This window comes from Chitinophaga sp. 22308 (genome assembly GCF_052045305.1).
Taxonomy (GTDB): domain Bacteria; phylum Bacteroidota; class Bacteroidia; order Chitinophagales; family Chitinophagaceae; genus Chitinophaga; species Chitinophaga varians_A.
In genome coordinates this window covers 467,167-484,926 of the sequence record NZ_JBQEOP010000003.1, presented here as the reverse complement: position 1 = coordinate 484,926, position 17,760 = coordinate 467,167, and the positions used below count along the sequence as shown (strand labels likewise).

Genomic DNA, 17,760 nt, shown 5'->3' with positions numbered 1-17,760 from the left:
CTCTCTTGTCTTTGATTCTTCTACATACATTAAAGCCTGTCTTGGTTGATTGCAGGTCTATATCTTAATCCATTAAAAAAAATGTCCAATACCTTTTTCTCTCTTTCCATGAAACAATGCAGCGCCTCACGGTCCAGCGGGTTAAAGCCTGTTACCTGCCATTTACACCATATTACCCATAGTCCGAATAATACGTTGATCAACAACTGCGCTGTTGCATCAGCATCAGTGTCTTCATTCAGTTCACCCAGGCAAATCCCTTTTTTGATAGTGGCGGAAAGGAAGGAAATTTCCACTGTCTGTAGCAACTCGATTGTTTGCCGCATCAGCGTAGATGGCATATCTTTTATCCATTGGTTGATCCCAAACAGAAAATGATACTCTTTCAACATGGTTTCCTTCAATTCCAGATACCGGTTAATAATCGCATCGGTAGAGGTAGCTGTGTCCACAAAATCAGACATGTCGAGAAAACAATCTGCTATCATGCGCTCCACAACCGCTACGTAAATGGATTCCTTATCTGAAAAATAATAATACAAAGACCCTTTTGAGATGTCCAGATCCCTGGCGATCTCTTCCATGGTGGTTTTAGACAGTCCGAACCTTTTGAACCGCTTTAAAGCGGCCTCAAGAATAAGTGTTCGCTTCTGGTCTAATTCTGCCATAGATAGTTCGTCAATTTTCGTAGTCTGACTGTCTGACTATTTTGTTTGACGAGTCAAAAGTACGACCAAAACCTATTCCACCAAATTTTTTTGTTAAATAATTGTTACGTATCCTCCGCGCAAATACATCGAAAAGAAAAAAAACAGGGCGCAGGTTGTTCTGCCCGTTAAAAAAGAAGTGATTTATTTGAAAGAAATTGAAGGAGGGTCAACAAAAAATTGAAATTGCGAAATATGCAGGTGGCAAATGCCAGCCAGATCAACGTTTACATATATACTGTTCCCTGCTAAGCTGCGCTACCGCTGCAAGCGCGACAGCAGGTCCTTCCTGCGGCGCTCTGTGATCTCCACCACCATACCGCTCTTGAGCATCACACGGCCATGGTTGGCGTCTATCTGGCTGATATTGGACAGCTGCACCATCTGCATATTGTTTACCTGGTAAAACTGTAGTGAGGAAAAGAGATCGGCATAATACCGGAAAGGCCGCTCCGCCTCAATTTCCGCCCCGGAATCCATCCGGAACAGGCAGTTGTCCTGCCGTGATTCCAGGCATTCCACGGAAGGAAGAAATATCGTTTGGGTGTCCCCGTTAGTATCCTGTACCAGCAGCTTCCAGGAGGCATGCTGCAGGTTATGGAAATTCTCCAGCAGCACCTGGTAACGCTGCTTGCTGCTATTGCCGGCAATCCGCTCCCGTACCAGCGATACCGCCTGCAACAGGCTTTCTTTGTCAATCGGTTTGAGGATCAACTCTACTTCAGCGCAACGGATCACATGCAGGAACTTCTTCTCAAATGCGGTCACAAATACCGCTTCAAAGGGAACGTCTTCCCTTGTGCCCAGCAGCACGTCAAAGCCGGTGCCATCAGGCATTTCAAGGTCCAGGAACACCAATTCCGGCTGATGCTCCCTGATCCGTACAATGCCTTCTGCACAATCGGAAGCCGTGGCGGCTACCGTTACCTCGGGGCAATATTTCTCCAGCATCAGGGCTATAATGTCCCGGCTGTTTCGCTCATCATCAATGATCACCGCTTTTATCATGACAGTAGTATGTTGCTAACTAACGTTTATGTATATATTATTATAGTTGAGGTATCAGGATCTTCACTACCGTGCCGCTATCTGCTTCATCCCGTGCTGATAGGTCTATGATCTCGATATGAATTTCCGTATTGTACATTTTATTCAGCAGCTCCGCCCTGTTCTGGCTGATCTCCATGCCGGACGACTGGTGGTGTTTGGGCAGTGTGCGTAGGGAGCGGGAACGCGCAATGCCAATACCATTGTCGGCTATAACACATTCCAGCATGTCTGCGGCCACCTGCGTAAACCGGATCGATAGCTGGCCAATGGGCTGCTGCGGATTGGTCATGCCGTGTTTCACGGCGTTTTCCACATAAGGCTGCAGCAGCATGGCGGGGATCTCCAGTTCAGCGGTGGTGATCTCCGGATCTACTACAATTTCGTACTCCATCCTGTTCTCAAACCGCATCTTTTCCAGACCGAGGTAAGTATTGAGATACGTGATCTCATCTGCCAGGGAGATGAAGTTACGCCGCGAAAAGTCCAACGTTTTCCGGATCAGATAGGAAAAGTCTGACAGGTATTTCTGGGCGTATTCATAGTCGCGCTGCATTACAAACAACTGGATGGAGTTGAGGCAATTGAAGATAAAGTGGGGATTGATCTGCGCCCTGATGGCTTTGAGTTCTATCTCTGTCAGTTTTTTATCATACTCTGTCTCCAGCTGAATTTTTCGCTGCTCTTCCAGCTCATGTTTCTTGCGCAATATTTCTGTGGTCTGTTCTTTCACCAGTTCTTCGAGCTGCTCATTGAGCTTGCGTTGCAACTCCTTGTTTTTATTGAGTTGTTTGATCAGCAGCTCCTGGGTACGGGTCCTTTCCAGGTGTACCAGCTTGTTGCGGTAACTGAGGCCGGCCAGGAAGAACATGGCCTGCAGCAACACGCCGCCGATGAGCAGCATGGTTGGTGCGGCCAGCTCGCCCAATGCGCTCAACAGCCCCAGGGGCCTGATATGCATAAGGAAGGAGCCGAGGCAGGCCAGGTACAGGCATACGGACCCATACAGGAAAAACCGCAGCAACGGGTGATGACGGGAACGCCGTGCCAACGCTATAAATACCACCAGCAACGGCAGCAGCGTGCAGAAATACACATAGCTGTAAATGATCACCGGAAGATGGTACTGCTCCATCAGGATACAATAAATACAGACGATGATCAGTCCGCCCACGACAGTGGCTACCCAGGTGAACACCTGTTCCATGAAAGGATACCGCTCTTTCAGGTTGAGGAAGGTATTACCGAACATGAGGTACATGAGATAAAAACAGAACAGCAGCCCCGGTATGTCCCAGTAATATTTCAGCATAGGCCAGCGGTGGAAGAAAGAAAGCTGATAGGGCTTGCTTTCCAGCCGCAGCGCGAAAAACAGGATCAGCCCGAGGATATAAATGGCGAAGTAGATATACGACCGGTCGGGCAGCTGGATATAGTTGATGATGGAAATACTGAAGAAAACGAGGAGCATGCCCAGCACCACCTGTATGATCACGGCTTCTTTGCGGTAGCTGTCCTGTTCCCGGTTATGGAACCGGGCAAAGGCCTGTTCGCTGAAGAGCATGGGCATGAGCGGGTTTTCATTGTACGACTTGTTAATGATATGCAGGTAGAAAGTGCGGGCCTGATGTGGGGGCACATTAACGCTGAAGCCGTAGTGGTCCCACCTTTCCACGCCGCCTTTGTCATACATGAGGCCTGTCTGCATCAGCAGTGCGGCCGTATCGCCGGGCGATTTTTCGTACCAGTCCATGAAATCGTGCCAGCCGGCAAAAAGAATAGCGGAGAGGGTGTCGGTGCCTTCGTTTTTTACCTGTAGCCGGAACCAGGAGTTGTTAACCTGACCATTATTTTTTTTGTAGTTGTGAAAAAGTTGCGGGGCGGCAGTAAAAGGCAGGTGTACCACCTGCTGAATGGACAGATGGCCCTCCGGATCGGAGAGGCTGTTTATGTAGGGGCGCAAATCCAGTGCCGAGGCAGCAAAACCGTCTTTTACTGTCAGGGTGTCCGGGGTGGGGTCCAGGGCAAGGGCGCCTGTGGTGTAACAGTACAACAACAGCATTAAGATGATAATGCGCTTCACAAATGGTGTATGGATTTAATTATAATAATTGATCGATAGCTTTTGCCAGCGCGCGGTCTTTGTCAGTTACCACATTGCCTGCGTCGTGTGTACTGAGGTAGATGTCCACTTTGTTATAGACATTGGTCCAGTAGGGATGGTGGTCCATTTTTTCTGCGACCAGCGCCACTCTGGCCATAAACCCGAATGCCTCCCGGAAATCTTTAAAGGTAAAAGCCCGGTGCAGTTGATTGTCTTTTTCTTCCCACATACAGCAAGTGTTTAAAGGTGAAAATGCGGCAATTCACTAGGTTACTGGTCAAAATATAGCTGTTGGTTGCCTTCCTGTCTTAGAAAATGAGGTTCATTTTATTTTTGATCTCCCTTGTATCCAGTAAAGATACTAATTGTACAAGGGGAACAAGGCGTAATTGTTCCAATAATTTTTTAATATCATCAGCCTGGTAATAGTCGCCTTTGATCATCCAGAGGAAGTGAATGTGTTTGAGCTCAGGGAGCAGGAACTCAGCCTGGCAATGGTTGTTATAAAAATAGTGGGATACGGAGTTGGTCGCCTCATGGAACTCCATCACAGTAAAATGGAACGACCTGTTTTTCTTGGAAAGGGTGATCTCCAGCAGATTGTTGACCCGGAAATTGGTATGCAGTTGCCGGTTGATCTGCCAACAGAGCTGGTAGTCACGGGCGGTAGAGGCGATACCGATCAGGTGGGTGTTTTCAAAGAAATCCTCTACCAACTGTTCCTGGTCCAGTTTTAATTTAAGTATCGACATAATATAAAAATAAGGTGATTTGGGGGAATTAGTGCTCAGGCTTTCTTTTTGACAGCTTGTTTGACGGCTTTGCCAGCGGTGGCAGCTTTGGTTTTGCCCGGGTCCCAGAATACTGTTTTAAAGTCGCTGACCTTATCATTTTTGATGGTGACGCCTTCCTGTTCCAGCAGTTCCTGCATGAGGGTAGGGGTGGCAAAGAATTGGCGGCCGCTGAGTTCGCCGTTACGGTTCACCACCCGATGGGCGGGCACGGCCGGTTTGGCGTTGCCGGCGCCATTCATGGCCCATCCCACCATGCGGGGCGTCAGTTTGATATCGGCTGCTTCGGCGATGGCGCCGTAGGTGGTTACACGGCCCTTCGGTATTTTACGGGCTATTTTATACACCACATCGAAGAAAGAGACGGGCTTAGGACTGTCCGTCTTTTCCTTCGTTGCGGCGTTTTTCGAGGAGGATGGACTTTTTGGGTTCGGGTACTTTTTCATATGAAAATGGACAATGTTTACAGCCGTTGCCACAGCAGTAGCCCCGGTCCAGGTGATATTTTTCGGTAAATACCATATAACCCTCCGCGTTATAATAAAAATCAATCTTCTCCACCAACGGTTGCTTCATCGGAAGGCAGTTTTATGGTGCGCCAGTTCAGCGGTGTGTCCGGCAGCCGGAATTTCAGGTAGCGGATAGTGCGGCCGTCTGCCAGGTGCATACCTTCGTAGTAGGTCTGTATTTTCAGCAGTGCCGGTACTTCCGGCAGGGCGTACACGTCCGGGATGTCTTCAATAAGGGTGAGGCCGGCAGCGGCGATCACTTCCTGCGTGAAGGCATATAATTCCGGTGAGTCTGTTTTCAGGTTGATGGTAGCGCCTGTTGCCAGCAGCGGCTGGTACAACTGCAGGAACCGCGGATGGGTCAGTCTTTTTTTGGCTTTGGATTTACGGAGAAAAGGATCGGGGAAGGTGATCCAGATGTCCCTGATCTCTCCGGGCGCAAAATAATTGTCCAGTTTCTCGATCTGTGTACGAAGGAATGCCACATTATTGAGTGACTCATCAAGGGCGGTTTTAGCGCCTCTCCAGATGCGGTTGCCTTTCAGGTCTACCCCGATGAAGTTCTGGTCTTTAAACAGGCGGCCCATTCCAAGGGTATAGTCCCCTTTGCCACAGGCCAGTTCCAGAGTGACCGGATGGTTGTTTTTAAAGTATTCGTTCCATTTTCCCTGCATGCCTTCCGGGTATATCAATACGTTGGGGAAGGTCTCAATTTCAGCAAAGCGTTGTAGTTTTTTCTGTCCCATTGGGCGCAAAAATACCACGTTATTTTTTTATTTAGCCATTTGGTTATTTAGCTATTAGGTTCAGAAGGACCTACTAATAAACAAATTTCAAAATAGTCAAATGTTAAAATGAAAAAAGCCCATGGGCCATAGGCTCACGAGCTCTTTAAACCAATTTGGCTGTAGGAGGAGGAGTCGAACCTCCACGGGGCAGTTAGCCATAGCACAATTAAGATTAGTGGTCAACCCATTTATGCTACGTTTATCCCGAGCTCCCCACCCCCGAGACAAGGGGGCATGTCTGCCAGTTTCATCATCCCACAATTTTTATTATCATTACTGTCACGTTCTTTCCGGTGGCTTATTTCGTAATGATTATAATGCAAATCTAAAGACGCGGGCGATTCTTTGCAAATTTTTTAAGAAAAATTTTTGAATTTTCGATATTTTTTAAATATTTGCATATAACTTTAAAACATTCAAAAACAAATTGTAAAAATGAGCCACAATTTGAATATTGACAAACTCGATTTGCAGATTATCAGCGAAATGATGAACAATGCTGAGATCTCCTACGCCGATCTGGGGAAGAAACTGTTCGTTTCCGGCGGCACTATTCATGTGAGAATGAAGAAATTGCAAGAACTGGGTATAGTTAAAGGTACTAAATTACATGTAGATTTGAAAATGATCGGCTATGATGTAATTGCCTTTATCGGTATTTACCTGGAAAAAAGCTCTATGTATGATACTGTAGCCAAAGAATTGCGTAAAATCCCGGAAATGGTGCGCCTCAACTATACCACCGGCAGCTATAGCATGTTCGCTGAAATCATCTGTAAAGATATTACCCAGTTACGCCGTATCCTCCACGATGAATTACAGAAAATAAAAGGAATCGAAAGAACAGAAACCCTCATCTCTCTCGAAGAAAGTTTTTACCGCACTATCAACGTGGTGGAATAATTAAGGCAGGCCGGACCGGGAATAGCCGCAGTTGCTTTTTCATCCGGAATGATTAATTTCCGCCAATGGTTACAACAGAAATTGCCGATAAAATAAAACGGCTGGAGGAAAAATATGCCGCCATGGGGCAGAACCTGTCTTCCTATCTTGACGGGCTGCTATATGCGGACTATCTGACATACTGGGATTATATCCAACTGGATGTGTTGCTGAATCTGCAACATCCGCGCACGCCGATTCCGGATGAAAACATCTTCATCATTTATCACCAGATAACGGAATTGTATTTTAAACTGACGCTACAGGCGATCGAACAGATCAGCTTTGCGCCGGAGCGGACCGCGACTGTGTTCACCACACAGTTAAAACGGATCAATAACTATTTCCGCAACCTGATCAACTCTTTTGAGATCATGGTTGACGGGATGGACAAGGACCAGTTCCTGCAGTTCAGGATGGCACTATTACCGGCCAGTGGCTTCCAGAGCGGACAGTTCAGGATGATCGAGATATGTTCCACCCGGCTGTCTAACCTGGTATACGAACCCCAGCGCCCAGCCGTGGAAAAGGCGGACCTGAAAACGATACTGGACAGCATTTACTGGAGAAGCGGCGCCACCGAACTGGCCACTGGCAAGAAAACCCTGACCCTGCAGCAGTTTGAGAAAAAATATATGGGCCCCTTCCTGCAACTGGCTACGCGATATGAGCAATCCAATATCCAGGCTGCCTATCAGCAACTGCCGGAGGCCGAAAAGGCTATCGTTATCCCCCTGTTGAAGGAGTATGACCTGAACATCAACGTAAGATGGCCCCTGATGCACTATAAATCAGCTGTCAGGTACCTGCATAAAAAACCGGAAGATATTGCTGCTACGGGAGGGACCAACTGGCAACAGTTCCTGCCTCCGAAAAACAAACGCATTATATTTTTCCCGGAACTGTGGACGGAAGATGAACTGAATAACTGGGGCAAACTGGCGATGGGTGAATAACCTCAGCCTATTTTCTGTGTAGTGAATCTTTTGATATAATATGCCAGCAACGGTACATCTGCTTTTTCCAGCGGATGTGCCGTATCAGGTAAAATAGTCATCTGCGCTTCCGGCAAGGACCGGTATACCTCTATCGTTTCCGTGAAAGATACCATGTTGTCCCTGTCTCCCATCATCAGCATACAGGGAGATGCCACCTGTGCGTAGTCCTGTGCCTTCAGCAATGACTGGTGGCCCAGGTCTTCAATCAGCTGTGCCGTCCGTGTCACCACCTCTTTCCAGTCGTTGGGGGTATGTCTTTCCTCCAGCAGTTTGGCAAAACCGGGTACTTTTTCGGCTATCAGCGCCGGGTTTAATTGTTTGACCTCTTTGCCGGCGGTGGCTTCGTTCCAGTTGTATTTGGTGGCCAGCGTCATCACCCTGCCTATTTTTTCCGGATAATGCCGGGCCAGGTACATGGCCACATAGCCTCCCATGCTGTATCCAAAGATGTGTACAAAGTCAAGCTGGTGCTGATCGAGGTATTCCAGCACCTCAGCGGCGAACACCTGTATATTAAAGCCGTTGGCTGAAAAAGGCACCGGGCCGTGGCCGCTGAAATTGATGGTATGGACATCGAAGTAGGGTTCCAGTTGCTCTGCCAGCGTTTTGAACTGTGTGGCAGCGCCGAGGGCGCCGTGCAGTAGCAGAAGAGGGGACTTGTACATTTTGAAATTTTGATATTTAGTTATTTATCCGGAGGTCTTGTTATTAACAGATTGCTATTTAAAGGAAAATCTCTTTAAAAACAAACGCTTTACAACAAAACACCTAAAACAAATACCGGTCAAATAACTAAATATCCAAATTCCAGCATTTCTAAATCACTGAGCCAGGTATGCCCCGTCTACCGGGTAATAACCACCGGTTACGAAGGAAGAGAGGGGAGCGCTTAGCCATAATACGAGTTCCGCCACTTCCTCCGGCTTGCCTAACCGGCCTATGGGGTGCAAACCTACCAATGCCTGCATCGCCTGCTGGCTCAGATGTTTGGTTAATAAAGGTGTTTCAATAAATCCGGGGCCTACGGCATTGACACGAATGCCTTTGGCAGAATATTCAAGCGCGGCGGTCTTGGTAAGGCCTACTACCGCATGTTTGGCGGCAACGTAGGCACAGGAACCTGCGAAACCTGCCGTGCCCAGGATAGAGGCCATGTTCACGATGACGCCGCTGCCTGCTTTTTCCATGACGGGCAACTGGTACCGCATACCGTAAAACACACCGTTGAGGTTAATACCGATCACTTTTTCCCATTCCGTGAGCTTGTAACTACCGATGGAGGCAGATTCGCCGCCGATGCCCGCATTGTTGCAGGCGATGTCCAGTTTGCCGTACTCTTTGATGGTGGCAGCCACCAGCTGCTCATTGTCTGCCGCTTTGCTCACGTCGGCCTTTACGAAAAACGCTTTGCCGCCGGCACGCGTTATTTCTTCCACCACGGCTTGTCCGCCCCGTTCATCAATATCGCTGACTATCACGCTGGCGCCGTGGCGGGCATATAGCTCAGCTACGCTGCGGCCAATACCTGAGCCGCCACCTGTTACCAATGCCACCTTGTCTTTCAGAAGTTCCATAACTGTCGTTTTAGCTCTCTTAACAATGCTGCCGTGTTAAATGTTCCTCGTATTTTTTTGTTATTTTTGCAAGGATGTTGTCACTTTACTATCTTCACTTTAAGATGTTCCTACATCAATAATACTTTTAAATACATATAATGGAATATAATACCACGCGTAATTACCTGATAATGAAGGAATATGGCCGGAATATCCAGAAAATGGTGGAATTCCTGGGGACCATAGAGGATGACGAGGAGCGCCAGCGCAATGCGATGGCGGTGATAGAATTAATGGGTACGCTGAATCCGCACCTGAGGAATGTGGAAGACTTCAGGCATAAATTATGGGACCACATATTCAATATATCCGGCTTCACCCTGAAAGTGGAATCACCTTATCCGGTGCCTACACAGGAAGCTTTGCGGGCAAAACCGGACCGTTTGCCTTATCCCAAAAAATACCCGCGCAACCGTCACTTCGGTAAAAACCTGGAGATGGTGATCGACAAAGCCCTGCATGAAGATAATACTGAGAAAAAAGAAGGTTTTACCCAGTGCATCGGCAACTACATGAAACTGGCCTATTCCAACTGGCATAAAGAAAGTGTGCACGATGACGCTATCAAGGCGGAACTGGCAGCTATCACCAACGGTGAGCTGGAGTTCCAGACCGGCGGCAGCAGCGCCTCCACTTCATCTGCCCAGACGCCCAGCTTCAACCTGGGTGGCAATACCGGCAGCGGTGGAGATCACTTCCGTTCCAACAAACGTAAAAACTTCCAGCAGAACAAACAGTTCAAAAGCAACAGCGGCGGAGGAAAAAATAATAACAAGCACAATAACAAATACAACAAAAACAGGAACAAGTGAGCAGTGCTTTTGAAGTAAGAGGAGGCAACCGTCTCAAAGGTGAAATTATACCGCAGGGTGCCAAAAACGAGGCTTTACAGATCATCAGTGCAGTGATGCTGACTTCAGAGAAAGTCACCATTCACAATATTCCCGATATAGTAGATGTCAATTTGCTGATAGAGCTGCTCGGTGATGCCGGTGTAAAAGTAAACCGTATCAGCCGCGACAAATGTGAGTTTCAGGCAGATGATATCGACCTGGCCTATCTGCAGGGTGCCGATTTCAAAAAAAAATCCGGTAGGCTGCGTGGCTCCGTGATGATTGCCGGTCCGCTGCTGGCAAGGTTTGGCAAAGCGCTGATCCCGAAGCCGGGAGGCGATAAAATTGGCCGCCGCCGCCTGGACACGCACATCATCGGTTTTGAGAAACTGGGCGCACGTTTTAACTACGAATCTGACGATAATTATTTCCGCCTCGAAGCCCCCGGTGGCCTGAAAGGCACTTATATGCTGCTGGACGAGCCCAGCGTGACCGGTACCGCCAACATCGTAATGGCTGCTGTACTGGCGCAGGGCACCACCACCATCTACAATGCTGCCTGCGAACCTTATCTGCAGCAGCTTTGCAAAATGCTCAACAGCATGGGCGCCCGCATCAGCGGCGTAGGTTCCAACCTGCTGACCATCGAAGGGGTGACCAGCCTCGGCGGCTGTCAGCATACCATGCTGCCGGACATGATCGAAATAGGGTCGTTCATCGGTCTCGCTGCCATGACGCAGAGTGAATTGACCATCAAAAATGCCGGTGTGGAAAGCCTGGGCATCATCCCCGAGAAATTCCGCTCCCTGGGCATTCAACTGGAAATCAAAGGCAACGACATTTATATTCCTTCCCAGGAAACGTATGAAATACAGACGTTCCTGGACGGCTCTATCCTTACCATTGCAGACCATCCATGGCCTGGTTTTACGCCCGACCTGCTCAGCATCGTGCTGGTAGTGGCCACACAAGCCAAAGGCAGCGTGATGATCCATCAGAAAATGTTCGAGAGCCGCCTGTTCTTCGTAGACAAGCTCATTGACATGGGCGCACAGATCGTACTGTGCGATCCGCACCGTGCCGTGGTAATAGGCCTGGGCCGCCAGCACCCGCTGCGTGGCATCACCATGTCTTCCCCGGACATCCGTGCCGGCGTGTCGCTCCTGATCGCTGCCCTCAGCGCAGAAGGAAAGAGCACTATCCAGAACATCGACCAGATAGACCGTGGTTACCAGTACATCGACGAACGGTTGAGAAACCTGGGAGCCGATATCAAGCGCGTATAAAAACAAACGGTTAATATTACCTCAAAACCCAAATTCCGGACAACCTTTTGCCGGATTTTGGGTTTTGCATTTGAATGACACCGCCACCTTTCGATTTTTTATTAGCATAATGGAAAAAAAGATCATCATTATCACCGCCCCCTCCGGAGCGGGTAAAACCACCATCGTAAAGAAACTGCTGGCCAGCATGCCTGTACTGGCCTTTTCTATATCTGCCGCCACCCGCACGGCCCGCGCCGGCGAAGTGAACGGAAGGGACTATTATTTCATGACCACTGAAGAGTTCCACACCAAAATAGATGAAAATGCTTTCGCAGAGTATGAAATGGTGTATGCCGGCAAATACTACGGCACCCTGAAAAGCGAACTGGAACGCATCTGGACCAACGACCGGATACCGATGGTTGACATCGACGTAAAAGGCGCACTCTCTATTAAAGAACACTACCACGATAAAGCCCTGACGATCTTTATTCAACCGCCATCCATCGACGCGCTGCGGGAACGTCTCAGTGACAGGGGTACGGAAACACAGGCATCTATCGACGAACGGCTGGCTAAAGCACAGTATGAACTGTCGTTCGCTCATGAGTTTGATAAGATTGTTGTCAACGATGAACTGGAACGCGCATACGAAGAAGTGAAAAACCTGGTACAGGAATTTTTAAATATAAAATAGCAGGGTGATCGTTGGTGTACCTAATTCATTATTTTTGTTAGGATGGACGGATACACAATTATAATTCTAGTTTCTCTCTTACTGCTGGCAGGCTTCTTTGCGGGCATCGAAGCTGCCTTTGCCAATGTGAATAAACTCAGCATTGAGCTCAAAAGAAAGCAGGGGAGAGCTACCGGCAAAATACTGGCCGGTTTTACCGAGCACCCCAGCCGTTTTCTGGCTACCAGCCTTGTTGGGCTTACTATCACCGTGGTGATCTACAGCATCCTGCTGGCGGGCTTCTTCCAGCCTGTATGGCAGGCAAGCACCGCTACGCCGGACAACGTGCCCATGCCGCTGGTAATTTTCCTGGAAATATTACTGGCATCACTGGCCATGTTGTTTCTTGGGTTTTTTGTTCCCCGGGCTATTTTCCGCTCACGCCCTGAAGCGCTGCTGAGCTTTTTTGCATTGCCTATTTCCATCGTGGCCAAGCCACTGTATATTATCGGCAATCTGCTGGTATCTATCTCTGAATGGATGTTGAAATATCTTTTCAACGTACGTATCCTTGAAACGCGGGAATCCTTTACCCGTGTGGATGTAGAGCACTTCATCCGGCAATCGCAACAACACGTGGGAGAAAACCAGGAGCTGAACACTGAACTGTTTGAAAACGCACTTTCACTGGCACATGTAAAAATCCGTGGCTGCCTGATCCCGCGTAAAGAAATCGAAGCGCTCGATATTAAAAGCCCGATCATCGACGCCCGGAAAAAATTCATGGAAACAAAACTGTCCAAGATCATTATCTATGATACTACCATCGATAATATTCTCGGATATATTCATCAGCTGGATATGTTCAAAAATCCACAGAACATTGAAAGCATCATTCATCCGATATTGGCCGTACCAGAGACTATGAGCGCCATCGACCTGCTGAGCAAGTTCAATAAGGAACGCAAGAGCATAGCATGGGTGGTGGATGAGTTTGGCGGCACCGCCGGTATCGTCACTATCGAAGACGTACTCGAAGAAATTTTCGGGGAAATAAAAGATGAACACGATGAAGAAGAGTTCGTGGAAAAACAGATCGCAGAGAAAGAGTATATTTTTTCAGGCAGATTGGAGCTAGATTACTTAAATGAAAAATATAGTCTCGATTTTCCGGAAGATGAAAGTGAAACATTGTCCGGTTACATCATCAATCATCATGAAACCATCCCGAAGATCAAAGAACGTATCATTATCGGAGACTATGAGTTTGATATACTGAACGTTACGGATACACGGATTGAAATGGTGAAGATGAAAATACTGGGATAAAAAGCCGTTTTTCAGCAGGTGTTATACGATGTTTATATGATATAAAATTTTTTATAATGTCTGTATTAACGGTATAATAACAATTTTGCTAAAACGTTTTTAAAAAAAGTAGTAGGAATTTAACACGGATTGTATACATTTGCTGTAGATGATGTAACACAATGATTTGATTTTTGTTAAAAGGTTGTAAAAAAAGTGTTCCAACATTGATAATAAAATAATTCTTGTTATTTTTGTATTACAAAATAAAAGCGACCAGTGATTCTTACTTATTCTGAACGCTTGCCATCAATTAGGTAAGTAGCTGAACTGGAAGCAAAAGACATTCTCGAATTCAACTTTTTTGGGGTTAACAAACAATGGATGAAAGGCCGGCTCTTGATTCTTCTCGGGCTGGCTCTTTTTTTTGTACCTACTCAAAGCCCGCTATCTCCCACAACATCACATCGTTGTACTTCTCCTTCTTCTTAAAAGACTATTAAAACCGCATACTTTATTCAAGCCTGTGCTGTAAATTCTAGTCTTCATCCGCTATATTTGTGCTCCTGTAGAAGAAATATTCAACTTCGATCGATCGTATCATGTTAAAGAAACTTTTTTCCAATAATGAGGACAAGGCAGAGATGTCTTTTTTTGATCACCTGGAAGATCTCCGCTGGCACCTCGTAAGATCAGCATTGGCACTAGTGGCGTTCAGTATATTTGGGTTTGTTTATACCCAGGAGATCCTGGACAATGTGATATTTGGTCCTACCAATGCTAACTTCCCCTCCTACATTGCTTTATGTAAACTGGGCCATCTGGTGGGCATGGGTGATAAACTTTGTATTACACCGGTGAAAGTACAGTTCCTGAACTACAAGATGGTAGGCCAGATCATGCTCCAGTTCAAACTGGCTTTTATGATCGGTTTTATATGTGCCTTCCCTTATATTTTCTGGGAGTTCTGGCGCTTTGTAAAACCCGCGCTGAAGGAGAAGGAGCTGAAAGGCGCCAGGGGCGCTATTTTCTGGGTGTCTTTCCAGTTTTTCCTCGGTATCTGTTTCGCCTATTTCCTGATGGCGCCTTTTACCATCAACTTCCTGGCGTCTTACACGGTCACAGAAAAGGCGGTCAACCAGTTCTTTATTGATGACTATTTTGATCTGATGACACAGATCGTACTAGGCATGGGCATACTGTTTGAATTGCCGATATTGGTGTTTTTCCTGACCAAACTGGGCATTCTGACACCAGACTTCCTGAAAGCCTACAGAAGGCACGCCATCGTGGTTATTCTCATCCTGGCGGCTATCATTACTCCGCCCGACCTGATAGACCAGCTTATTGTGTTCACGCCGTTATACTGTCTTTACGAAATCAGTATCTTTATATCCAAAAAAGCGCTCCGTGACAGAGAAGCAGTAGAGCGGAAACAGGAAGTGCAGGAATGGTCTTAACAGTGGATACTATTAACCGTAAACAGTAACGCTATGCAACAACATACTACCTTTGACACTACTTTGCCTGTAGCCATCGGATCAGACCACGCCGGATTTGAATACAAAGAAGAAGTGATCTCCTATCTGGAAGCAAAAGGCCTGACAGTAAAAGATTTTGGCACACATACCAAAGATTCGGTGGATTATCCTGACTACGCCCATCCGGTATCTACAGCCGTTGAAAGAGGACTGGCAGCGTTTGGTATCCTGATCTGCGGCAGTGCCAACGGAGTGGCCATCACGGCCAATAAACACCAGGGCATCCGCGCCGCTATCTGCTGGGGTGAAGAGCTGTCCAGGCTGGCGCGCTCCCATAACAATGCAAACGTATTGTGCATTCCTGCCCGTTTTGTGGACGTAGCCGTGGCCAACCAGATGGTGGACGTATTTATCGATACGCCGTTTGAAGGCGGCCGTCACCAGAACCGTGTCAGCAAAATGGCTTGTCTGTAATGGTTTTTGACCATTCCCCACTAAGGATGGCCAACACCTTTTCATAATATTTGTAACTTAAAGAGCCGGATGAAAATCCGGCTCTTTTTTTATAGGCCGGTACCCGGTTTCACCAAAAAACAGTTCATGAGATTGTTAGCTACGGCAGTATGTATCTTTTCACTGTCCACTGTATTCGCACAAGGGAAATCCCCGTTAGTCTTTGAAAAAGCCACCGCCCTGCGGTATGGCGCCACTATTACGCCGGCATCAACGAAAGCGCAACTGGCCATTATTGCCGGAGAAGAGATGGAAGGAAGGGAAACCGGTACGCGCGGGCAGGAGCGCGCTGCTGCCTACATCCTGTCACAGTTCAGGGCAGCAGGGCTGCAACCCGGTGCTAACGGGCAATGGGAGCAGCATTATCCGCTGTATCGCGATAGCCTGGAAACGGGTATTATTACTGCCGGAGACCGTACTTTCCATTTCGGCACTGACTTCTACGCCAATGTGCAGGAAACACCGAACGCCACTCTGGATGCCGGAGTGGTATTTGCCGGTTACGGCATCGTTACTCCCGAACGCAACGACTATAAAGGCCTGGATGTGAAAGGTAAAATTGTAATGGTGCGGGAAGGTGTGCCTGCCGGTATGCCGCGTGAAAAAGCCAATCCCTCGGAAAAGGCAGCTGTAGCAGCTTTTCGTGGTGCCACTGCCTTGCTGGTAATTAGCAGAAGTGCTAATCGGTTCCGGTTGCTGGACCAGGAATATCTCCGCAAAACAGACATCTACAAAAAACGCGATACCAGCAGCAGACCGGGCGTTTATTATATCACGCCGGTGATGGCGGGCGCCATTATGGGACGTGACAGTGTGCAGGCCGAGAGAGGGTTGTTGCCTGTTGCGGCACCACAAGCGCTGCAGGTCCGTTTTGAGAAAAAAGATCTTACCCTCCGGCCGTCCAATGTGCTGGGGTATCTTGAAGGAACAGACAAAAAAGATGAGCTGGTATTTATTACCGCGCATTATGATCATCTGGGTATTGTAAACGGCAAAATCAATTATGGCGCAGATGATGATGGTTCAGGGACCACGGCCGTGATAGAAATGGCAAAAGCCTTCGGAAAGGCTGCCCGTGAAGGCCGCCGGCCCCGCAGAAGCATAGTGTTTATGACTGTTTCCGGTGAAGAAAAGGGACTGCTGGGATCTGACTATTATACGTCAAATCCGATATATCCGCTGGCCCAAACCGTTGTGGACCTGAACATTGATATGATCGGGCGTATTGATCCGGAGCATGAGCAGGATACCAATTATATCTACATCATCGGGGATGATAAAATCAGCAGTGCGTTGCGCCCGCTGAGTGAGCAGGTGAATAATACCTTCACTCGTTTTAAACTGGATTACAAGTTTAATGATCCTAATGACCCGCATCAGTTCTACTATCGTTCCGACCACTATAACTTCGCCCGTCATGGTGTTCCGGTGATTTTCTATTTCAATGGCACACATGCCGATTATCACCAGCCTACAGACACGGTGGAAAAAATCAATTACGATTTATTGGCCAGGAGAGCGCAGCTGGTTTTTTATACCGCCTGGCAGATTGCGATGACAGATACAAAACTGTAATGGCCGCGATTACCTGCGGCGAATAATATCACTCACTGTTTACGAGTCTTCATTGATGGCCTGCAGGTCATCAATGAAGACTTTTTTTATAGAGAAAAAACAACGCGTTTAAACCTCTGAGATGAGGTATTGTCATATAACAGGCTTAATGATTACCAGGGTGGTCATTTTATCTGTCCATTGCCTTATGTCCGGTATTGTCAGCATTGATAGTGTTCCTGTCTATCTCATTCCGGCTTTAGTCCCCGCTGTGGTCTCCGTGAATAAGGCGCATCAGCAGGAGTCATGACCATCACAGTTCAGTTTTTTTTGTTTTCTTTAACAAAATTTTATAAATTGTGTATAGAGTCCTAGCTTAAAATAATAGATATATATATCATATATTTTATGTGAATTTGTGATTGCATGTAACTAGTGTCATTTGAGTGTGAATGGACGATTTTTTTCGAGAGTCAGGAAAAACCCTTTAAAACATTTTCTACAAACCTGTTGTTGTTCGAAGTCGGTATTTATAGTATCAGGGCGGTGTATAAGCTTATCGTTTATTGAACCGGTAACTTAGGCCCCGCTATTTGATAACCATATAAATTTACCATCATGAAAG

General features: G+C 47.3%; 19 protein-coding genes. 9 read left to right on the top strand and 10 right to left on the bottom strand.

The genetic code is table 11. The annotated features are described in order from the left end of the window. Positions 1-29: 29 nt before the first annotated feature. The 8 genes from ACTJJS_RS13730 to trmB form a co-directional block, all read right to left on the bottom strand. On the bottom strand, positions 30-668 hold the full coding sequence (locus ACTJJS_RS13730) for a TetR/AcrR family transcriptional regulator (RefSeq protein ID WP_168871108.1): 639 nt from the start codon (positions 666-668) through the stop codon (positions 30-32). Positions 669-965: 297 nt separating this feature from the next. Continuing rightward, complete coding sequence (locus tag ACTJJS_RS13725) at positions 966-1,715, bottom strand: LytR/AlgR family response regulator transcription factor (protein ID WP_440664120.1); 750 nt, start codon at positions 1,713-1,715, stop codon at positions 966-968. A gap of 40 nt (positions 1,716-1,755) precedes the next feature. Next, positions 1,756-3,837, bottom strand: a complete 2,082-nt coding sequence (locus tag ACTJJS_RS13720) for a histidine kinase (protein WP_440664119.1) — start codon at positions 3,835-3,837, stop codon at positions 1,756-1,758. Between the two features lie 19 nt (positions 3,838-3,856). Beyond that, on the bottom strand, positions 3,857-4,087 hold the full coding sequence (locus tag ACTJJS_RS13715; protein ID WP_168871111.1) for a 4a-hydroxytetrahydrobiopterin dehydratase: 231 nt from the start codon (positions 4,085-4,087) through the stop codon (positions 3,857-3,859). Positions 4,088-4,166: 79 nt separating this feature from the next. Further along, positions 4,167-4,610 carry an IPExxxVDY family protein gene (locus ACTJJS_RS13710; RefSeq protein ID WP_168871112.1) on the bottom strand — a complete coding sequence of 148 codons (444 nt, stop codon included), beginning with the start codon at positions 4,608-4,610 and terminating at the stop codon, positions 4,167-4,169. Between the two features lie 35 nt (positions 4,611-4,645). Then, positions 4,646-5,095: an MGMT family protein gene (locus ACTJJS_RS13705; RefSeq protein WP_343744709.1), complete on the bottom strand. Its 450-nt coding sequence runs from the start codon at positions 5,093-5,095 to the stop codon at positions 4,646-4,648. Further along, positions 5,019-5,225 (bottom strand): DUF5522 domain-containing protein, encoded by a 207-nt coding sequence (locus ACTJJS_RS13700; protein WP_168871114.1) that lies wholly within the window; start codon positions 5,223-5,225, stop codon positions 5,019-5,021. The genes ACTJJS_RS13705 and ACTJJS_RS13700 overlap by 77 nt, the downstream gene beginning before the upstream one ends. Then, positions 5,197-5,904: a tRNA (guanosine(46)-N7)-methyltransferase TrmB gene (gene trmB / locus ACTJJS_RS13695; protein WP_440664118.1), complete on the bottom strand. Its 708-nt coding sequence runs from the start codon at positions 5,902-5,904 to the stop codon at positions 5,197-5,199. Before trmB ends, ACTJJS_RS13700 begins: the two co-directional genes overlap by 29 nt. 477 nt (positions 5,905-6,381) lie before the next feature. Between trmB and ACTJJS_RS13690 the strand changes: the two genes are divergently transcribed. After that, positions 6,382-6,849 carry an Lrp/AsnC ligand binding domain-containing protein gene (locus tag ACTJJS_RS13690; RefSeq protein ID WP_029465139.1) on the top strand — a complete coding sequence of 156 codons (468 nt, stop codon included), beginning with the start codon at positions 6,382-6,384 and terminating at the stop codon, positions 6,847-6,849. Between the two features lie 65 nt (positions 6,850-6,914). Next, the gene (locus ACTJJS_RS13685) at positions 6,915-7,844 is read left to right on the top strand and encodes a tryptophan 2,3-dioxygenase family protein (protein ID WP_440664116.1); all 930 of its coding nucleotides are present in this window, start codon (positions 6,915-6,917) and stop codon (positions 7,842-7,844) included. 2 nt (positions 7,845-7,846) lie between these two features. On the opposite strand, the gene ACTJJS_RS13680 is transcribed toward ACTJJS_RS13685, so the two are convergent. Further along, on the bottom strand, positions 7,847-8,551 hold the full coding sequence (locus tag ACTJJS_RS13680; protein WP_440664115.1) for an alpha/beta fold hydrolase: 705 nt from the start codon (positions 8,549-8,551) through the stop codon (positions 7,847-7,849). 156 nt (positions 8,552-8,707) lie between these two features. Beyond that, positions 8,708-9,460, bottom strand: coding sequence for an SDR family NAD(P)-dependent oxidoreductase (locus tag ACTJJS_RS13675; RefSeq protein WP_440664114.1), 753 nt, complete (start codon positions 9,458-9,460; stop codon positions 8,708-8,710). 140 nt (positions 9,461-9,600) lie between these two features. Between ACTJJS_RS13675 and ACTJJS_RS13670 the strand changes: the two genes are divergently transcribed. The 7 genes from ACTJJS_RS13670 (at position 9,601) to ACTJJS_RS13640 (ending at position 17,156) form a co-directional block, all read left to right on the top strand. After that, positions 9,601-10,314, top strand: coding sequence for a DUF4290 domain-containing protein (locus ACTJJS_RS13670; RefSeq protein WP_440664113.1), 714 nt, complete (start codon positions 9,601-9,603; stop codon positions 10,312-10,314). Continuing rightward, a complete protein-coding gene (gene murA / locus ACTJJS_RS13665) occupies positions 10,311-11,621 on the top strand; it encodes a UDP-N-acetylglucosamine 1-carboxyvinyltransferase (RefSeq protein ID WP_168807999.1) in 1,311 nt (436 codons plus the stop codon). Before ACTJJS_RS13670 ends, murA begins: the two co-directional genes overlap by 4 nt. Positions 11,622-11,730: 109 nt before the next feature. Then, a complete protein-coding gene (gene gmk, locus ACTJJS_RS13660) occupies positions 11,731-12,300 on the top strand; it encodes a guanylate kinase (RefSeq protein WP_168871120.1) in 570 nt (189 codons plus the stop codon). A 42-nt stretch (positions 12,301-12,342) separates the two neighbouring features. Continuing rightward, the gene (locus ACTJJS_RS13655; protein WP_440664112.1) at positions 12,343-13,608 is read left to right on the top strand and encodes a hemolysin family protein; all 1,266 of its coding nucleotides are present in this window, start codon (positions 12,343-12,345) and stop codon (positions 13,606-13,608) included. A gap of 581 nt (positions 13,609-14,189) precedes the next feature. Further along, a complete protein-coding gene (gene tatC, locus ACTJJS_RS13650) occupies positions 14,190-15,047 on the top strand; it encodes a twin-arginine translocase subunit TatC (RefSeq protein ID WP_168871122.1) in 858 nt (285 codons plus the stop codon). A gap of 33 nt (positions 15,048-15,080) precedes the next feature. Next, positions 15,081-15,542: a ribose 5-phosphate isomerase B gene (rpiB, locus tag ACTJJS_RS13645; protein WP_168871123.1), complete on the top strand. Its 462-nt coding sequence runs from the start codon at positions 15,081-15,083 to the stop codon at positions 15,540-15,542. A 126-nt stretch (positions 15,543-15,668) separates the two neighbouring features. Beyond that, complete coding sequence (locus tag ACTJJS_RS13640) at positions 15,669-17,156, top strand: M28 family peptidase (protein WP_440664111.1); 1,488 nt, start codon at positions 15,669-15,671, stop codon at positions 17,154-17,156. Positions 17,157-17,760 lie beyond the last annotated feature (604 nt).

What these genes read in the sequence shown, in the direction of transcription:
- ACTJJS_RS13730 (WP_168871108.1), bottom strand. Translation starts at nt 668, where the DNA reads ATGGCAGAATTAGACCAGAAGCGAACACTTATTCTTGAGGCCGCTTTA.
- ACTJJS_RS13725 (WP_440664120.1), bottom strand. Translation starts at nt 1,715, where the DNA reads ATGATAAAAGCGGTGATCATTGATGATGAGCGAAACAGCCGGGACATT.
- ACTJJS_RS13715 (WP_168871111.1), bottom strand. Translation starts at nt 4,087, where the DNA reads ATGTGGGAAGAAAAAGACAATCAACTGCACCGGGCTTTTACCTTTAAA.
- ACTJJS_RS13710 (WP_168871112.1), bottom strand. Translation starts at nt 4,610, where the DNA reads ATGTCGATACTTAAATTAAAACTGGACCAGGAACAGTTGGTAGAGGAT.
- ACTJJS_RS13705 (WP_343744709.1), bottom strand. Translation starts at nt 5,095, where the DNA reads ATGAAAAAGTACCCGAACCCAAAAAGTCCATCCTCCTCGAAAAACGCC.
- ACTJJS_RS13700 (WP_168871114.1), bottom strand. Translation starts at nt 5,225, where the DNA reads ATGAAGCAACCGTTGGTGGAGAAGATTGATTTTTATTATAACGCGGAG.
- trmB (WP_440664118.1), bottom strand. Translation starts at nt 5,904, where the DNA reads ATGGGACAGAAAAAACTACAACGCTTTGCTGAAATTGAGACCTTCCCC.
- ACTJJS_RS13690 (WP_029465139.1), top strand. Translation starts at nt 6,382, where the DNA reads ATGAGCCACAATTTGAATATTGACAAACTCGATTTGCAGATTATCAGC.
- ACTJJS_RS13685 (WP_440664116.1), top strand. Translation starts at nt 6,915, where the DNA reads ATGGTTACAACAGAAATTGCCGATAAAATAAAACGGCTGGAGGAAAAA.
- ACTJJS_RS13680 (WP_440664115.1), bottom strand. Translation starts at nt 8,551, where the DNA reads ATGTACAAGTCCCCTCTTCTGCTACTGCACGGCGCCCTCGGCGCTGCC.
- ACTJJS_RS13675 (WP_440664114.1), bottom strand. Translation starts at nt 9,460, where the DNA reads ATGGAACTTCTGAAAGACAAGGTGGCATTGGTAACAGGTGGCGGCTCA.
- ACTJJS_RS13670 (WP_440664113.1), top strand. Translation starts at nt 9,601, where the DNA reads ATGGAATATAATACCACGCGTAATTACCTGATAATGAAGGAATATGGC.
- gmk (WP_168871120.1), top strand. Translation starts at nt 11,731, where the DNA reads ATGGAAAAAAAGATCATCATTATCACCGCCCCCTCCGGAGCGGGTAAA.
- ACTJJS_RS13655 (WP_440664112.1), top strand. Translation starts at nt 12,343, where the DNA reads ATGGACGGATACACAATTATAATTCTAGTTTCTCTCTTACTGCTGGCA.
- tatC (WP_168871122.1), top strand. Translation starts at nt 14,190, where the DNA reads ATGTTAAAGAAACTTTTTTCCAATAATGAGGACAAGGCAGAGATGTCT.
- rpiB (WP_168871123.1), top strand. Translation starts at nt 15,081, where the DNA reads ATGCAACAACATACTACCTTTGACACTACTTTGCCTGTAGCCATCGGA.
- ACTJJS_RS13640 (WP_440664111.1), top strand. Translation starts at nt 15,669, where the DNA reads ATGAGATTGTTAGCTACGGCAGTATGTATCTTTTCACTGTCCACTGTA.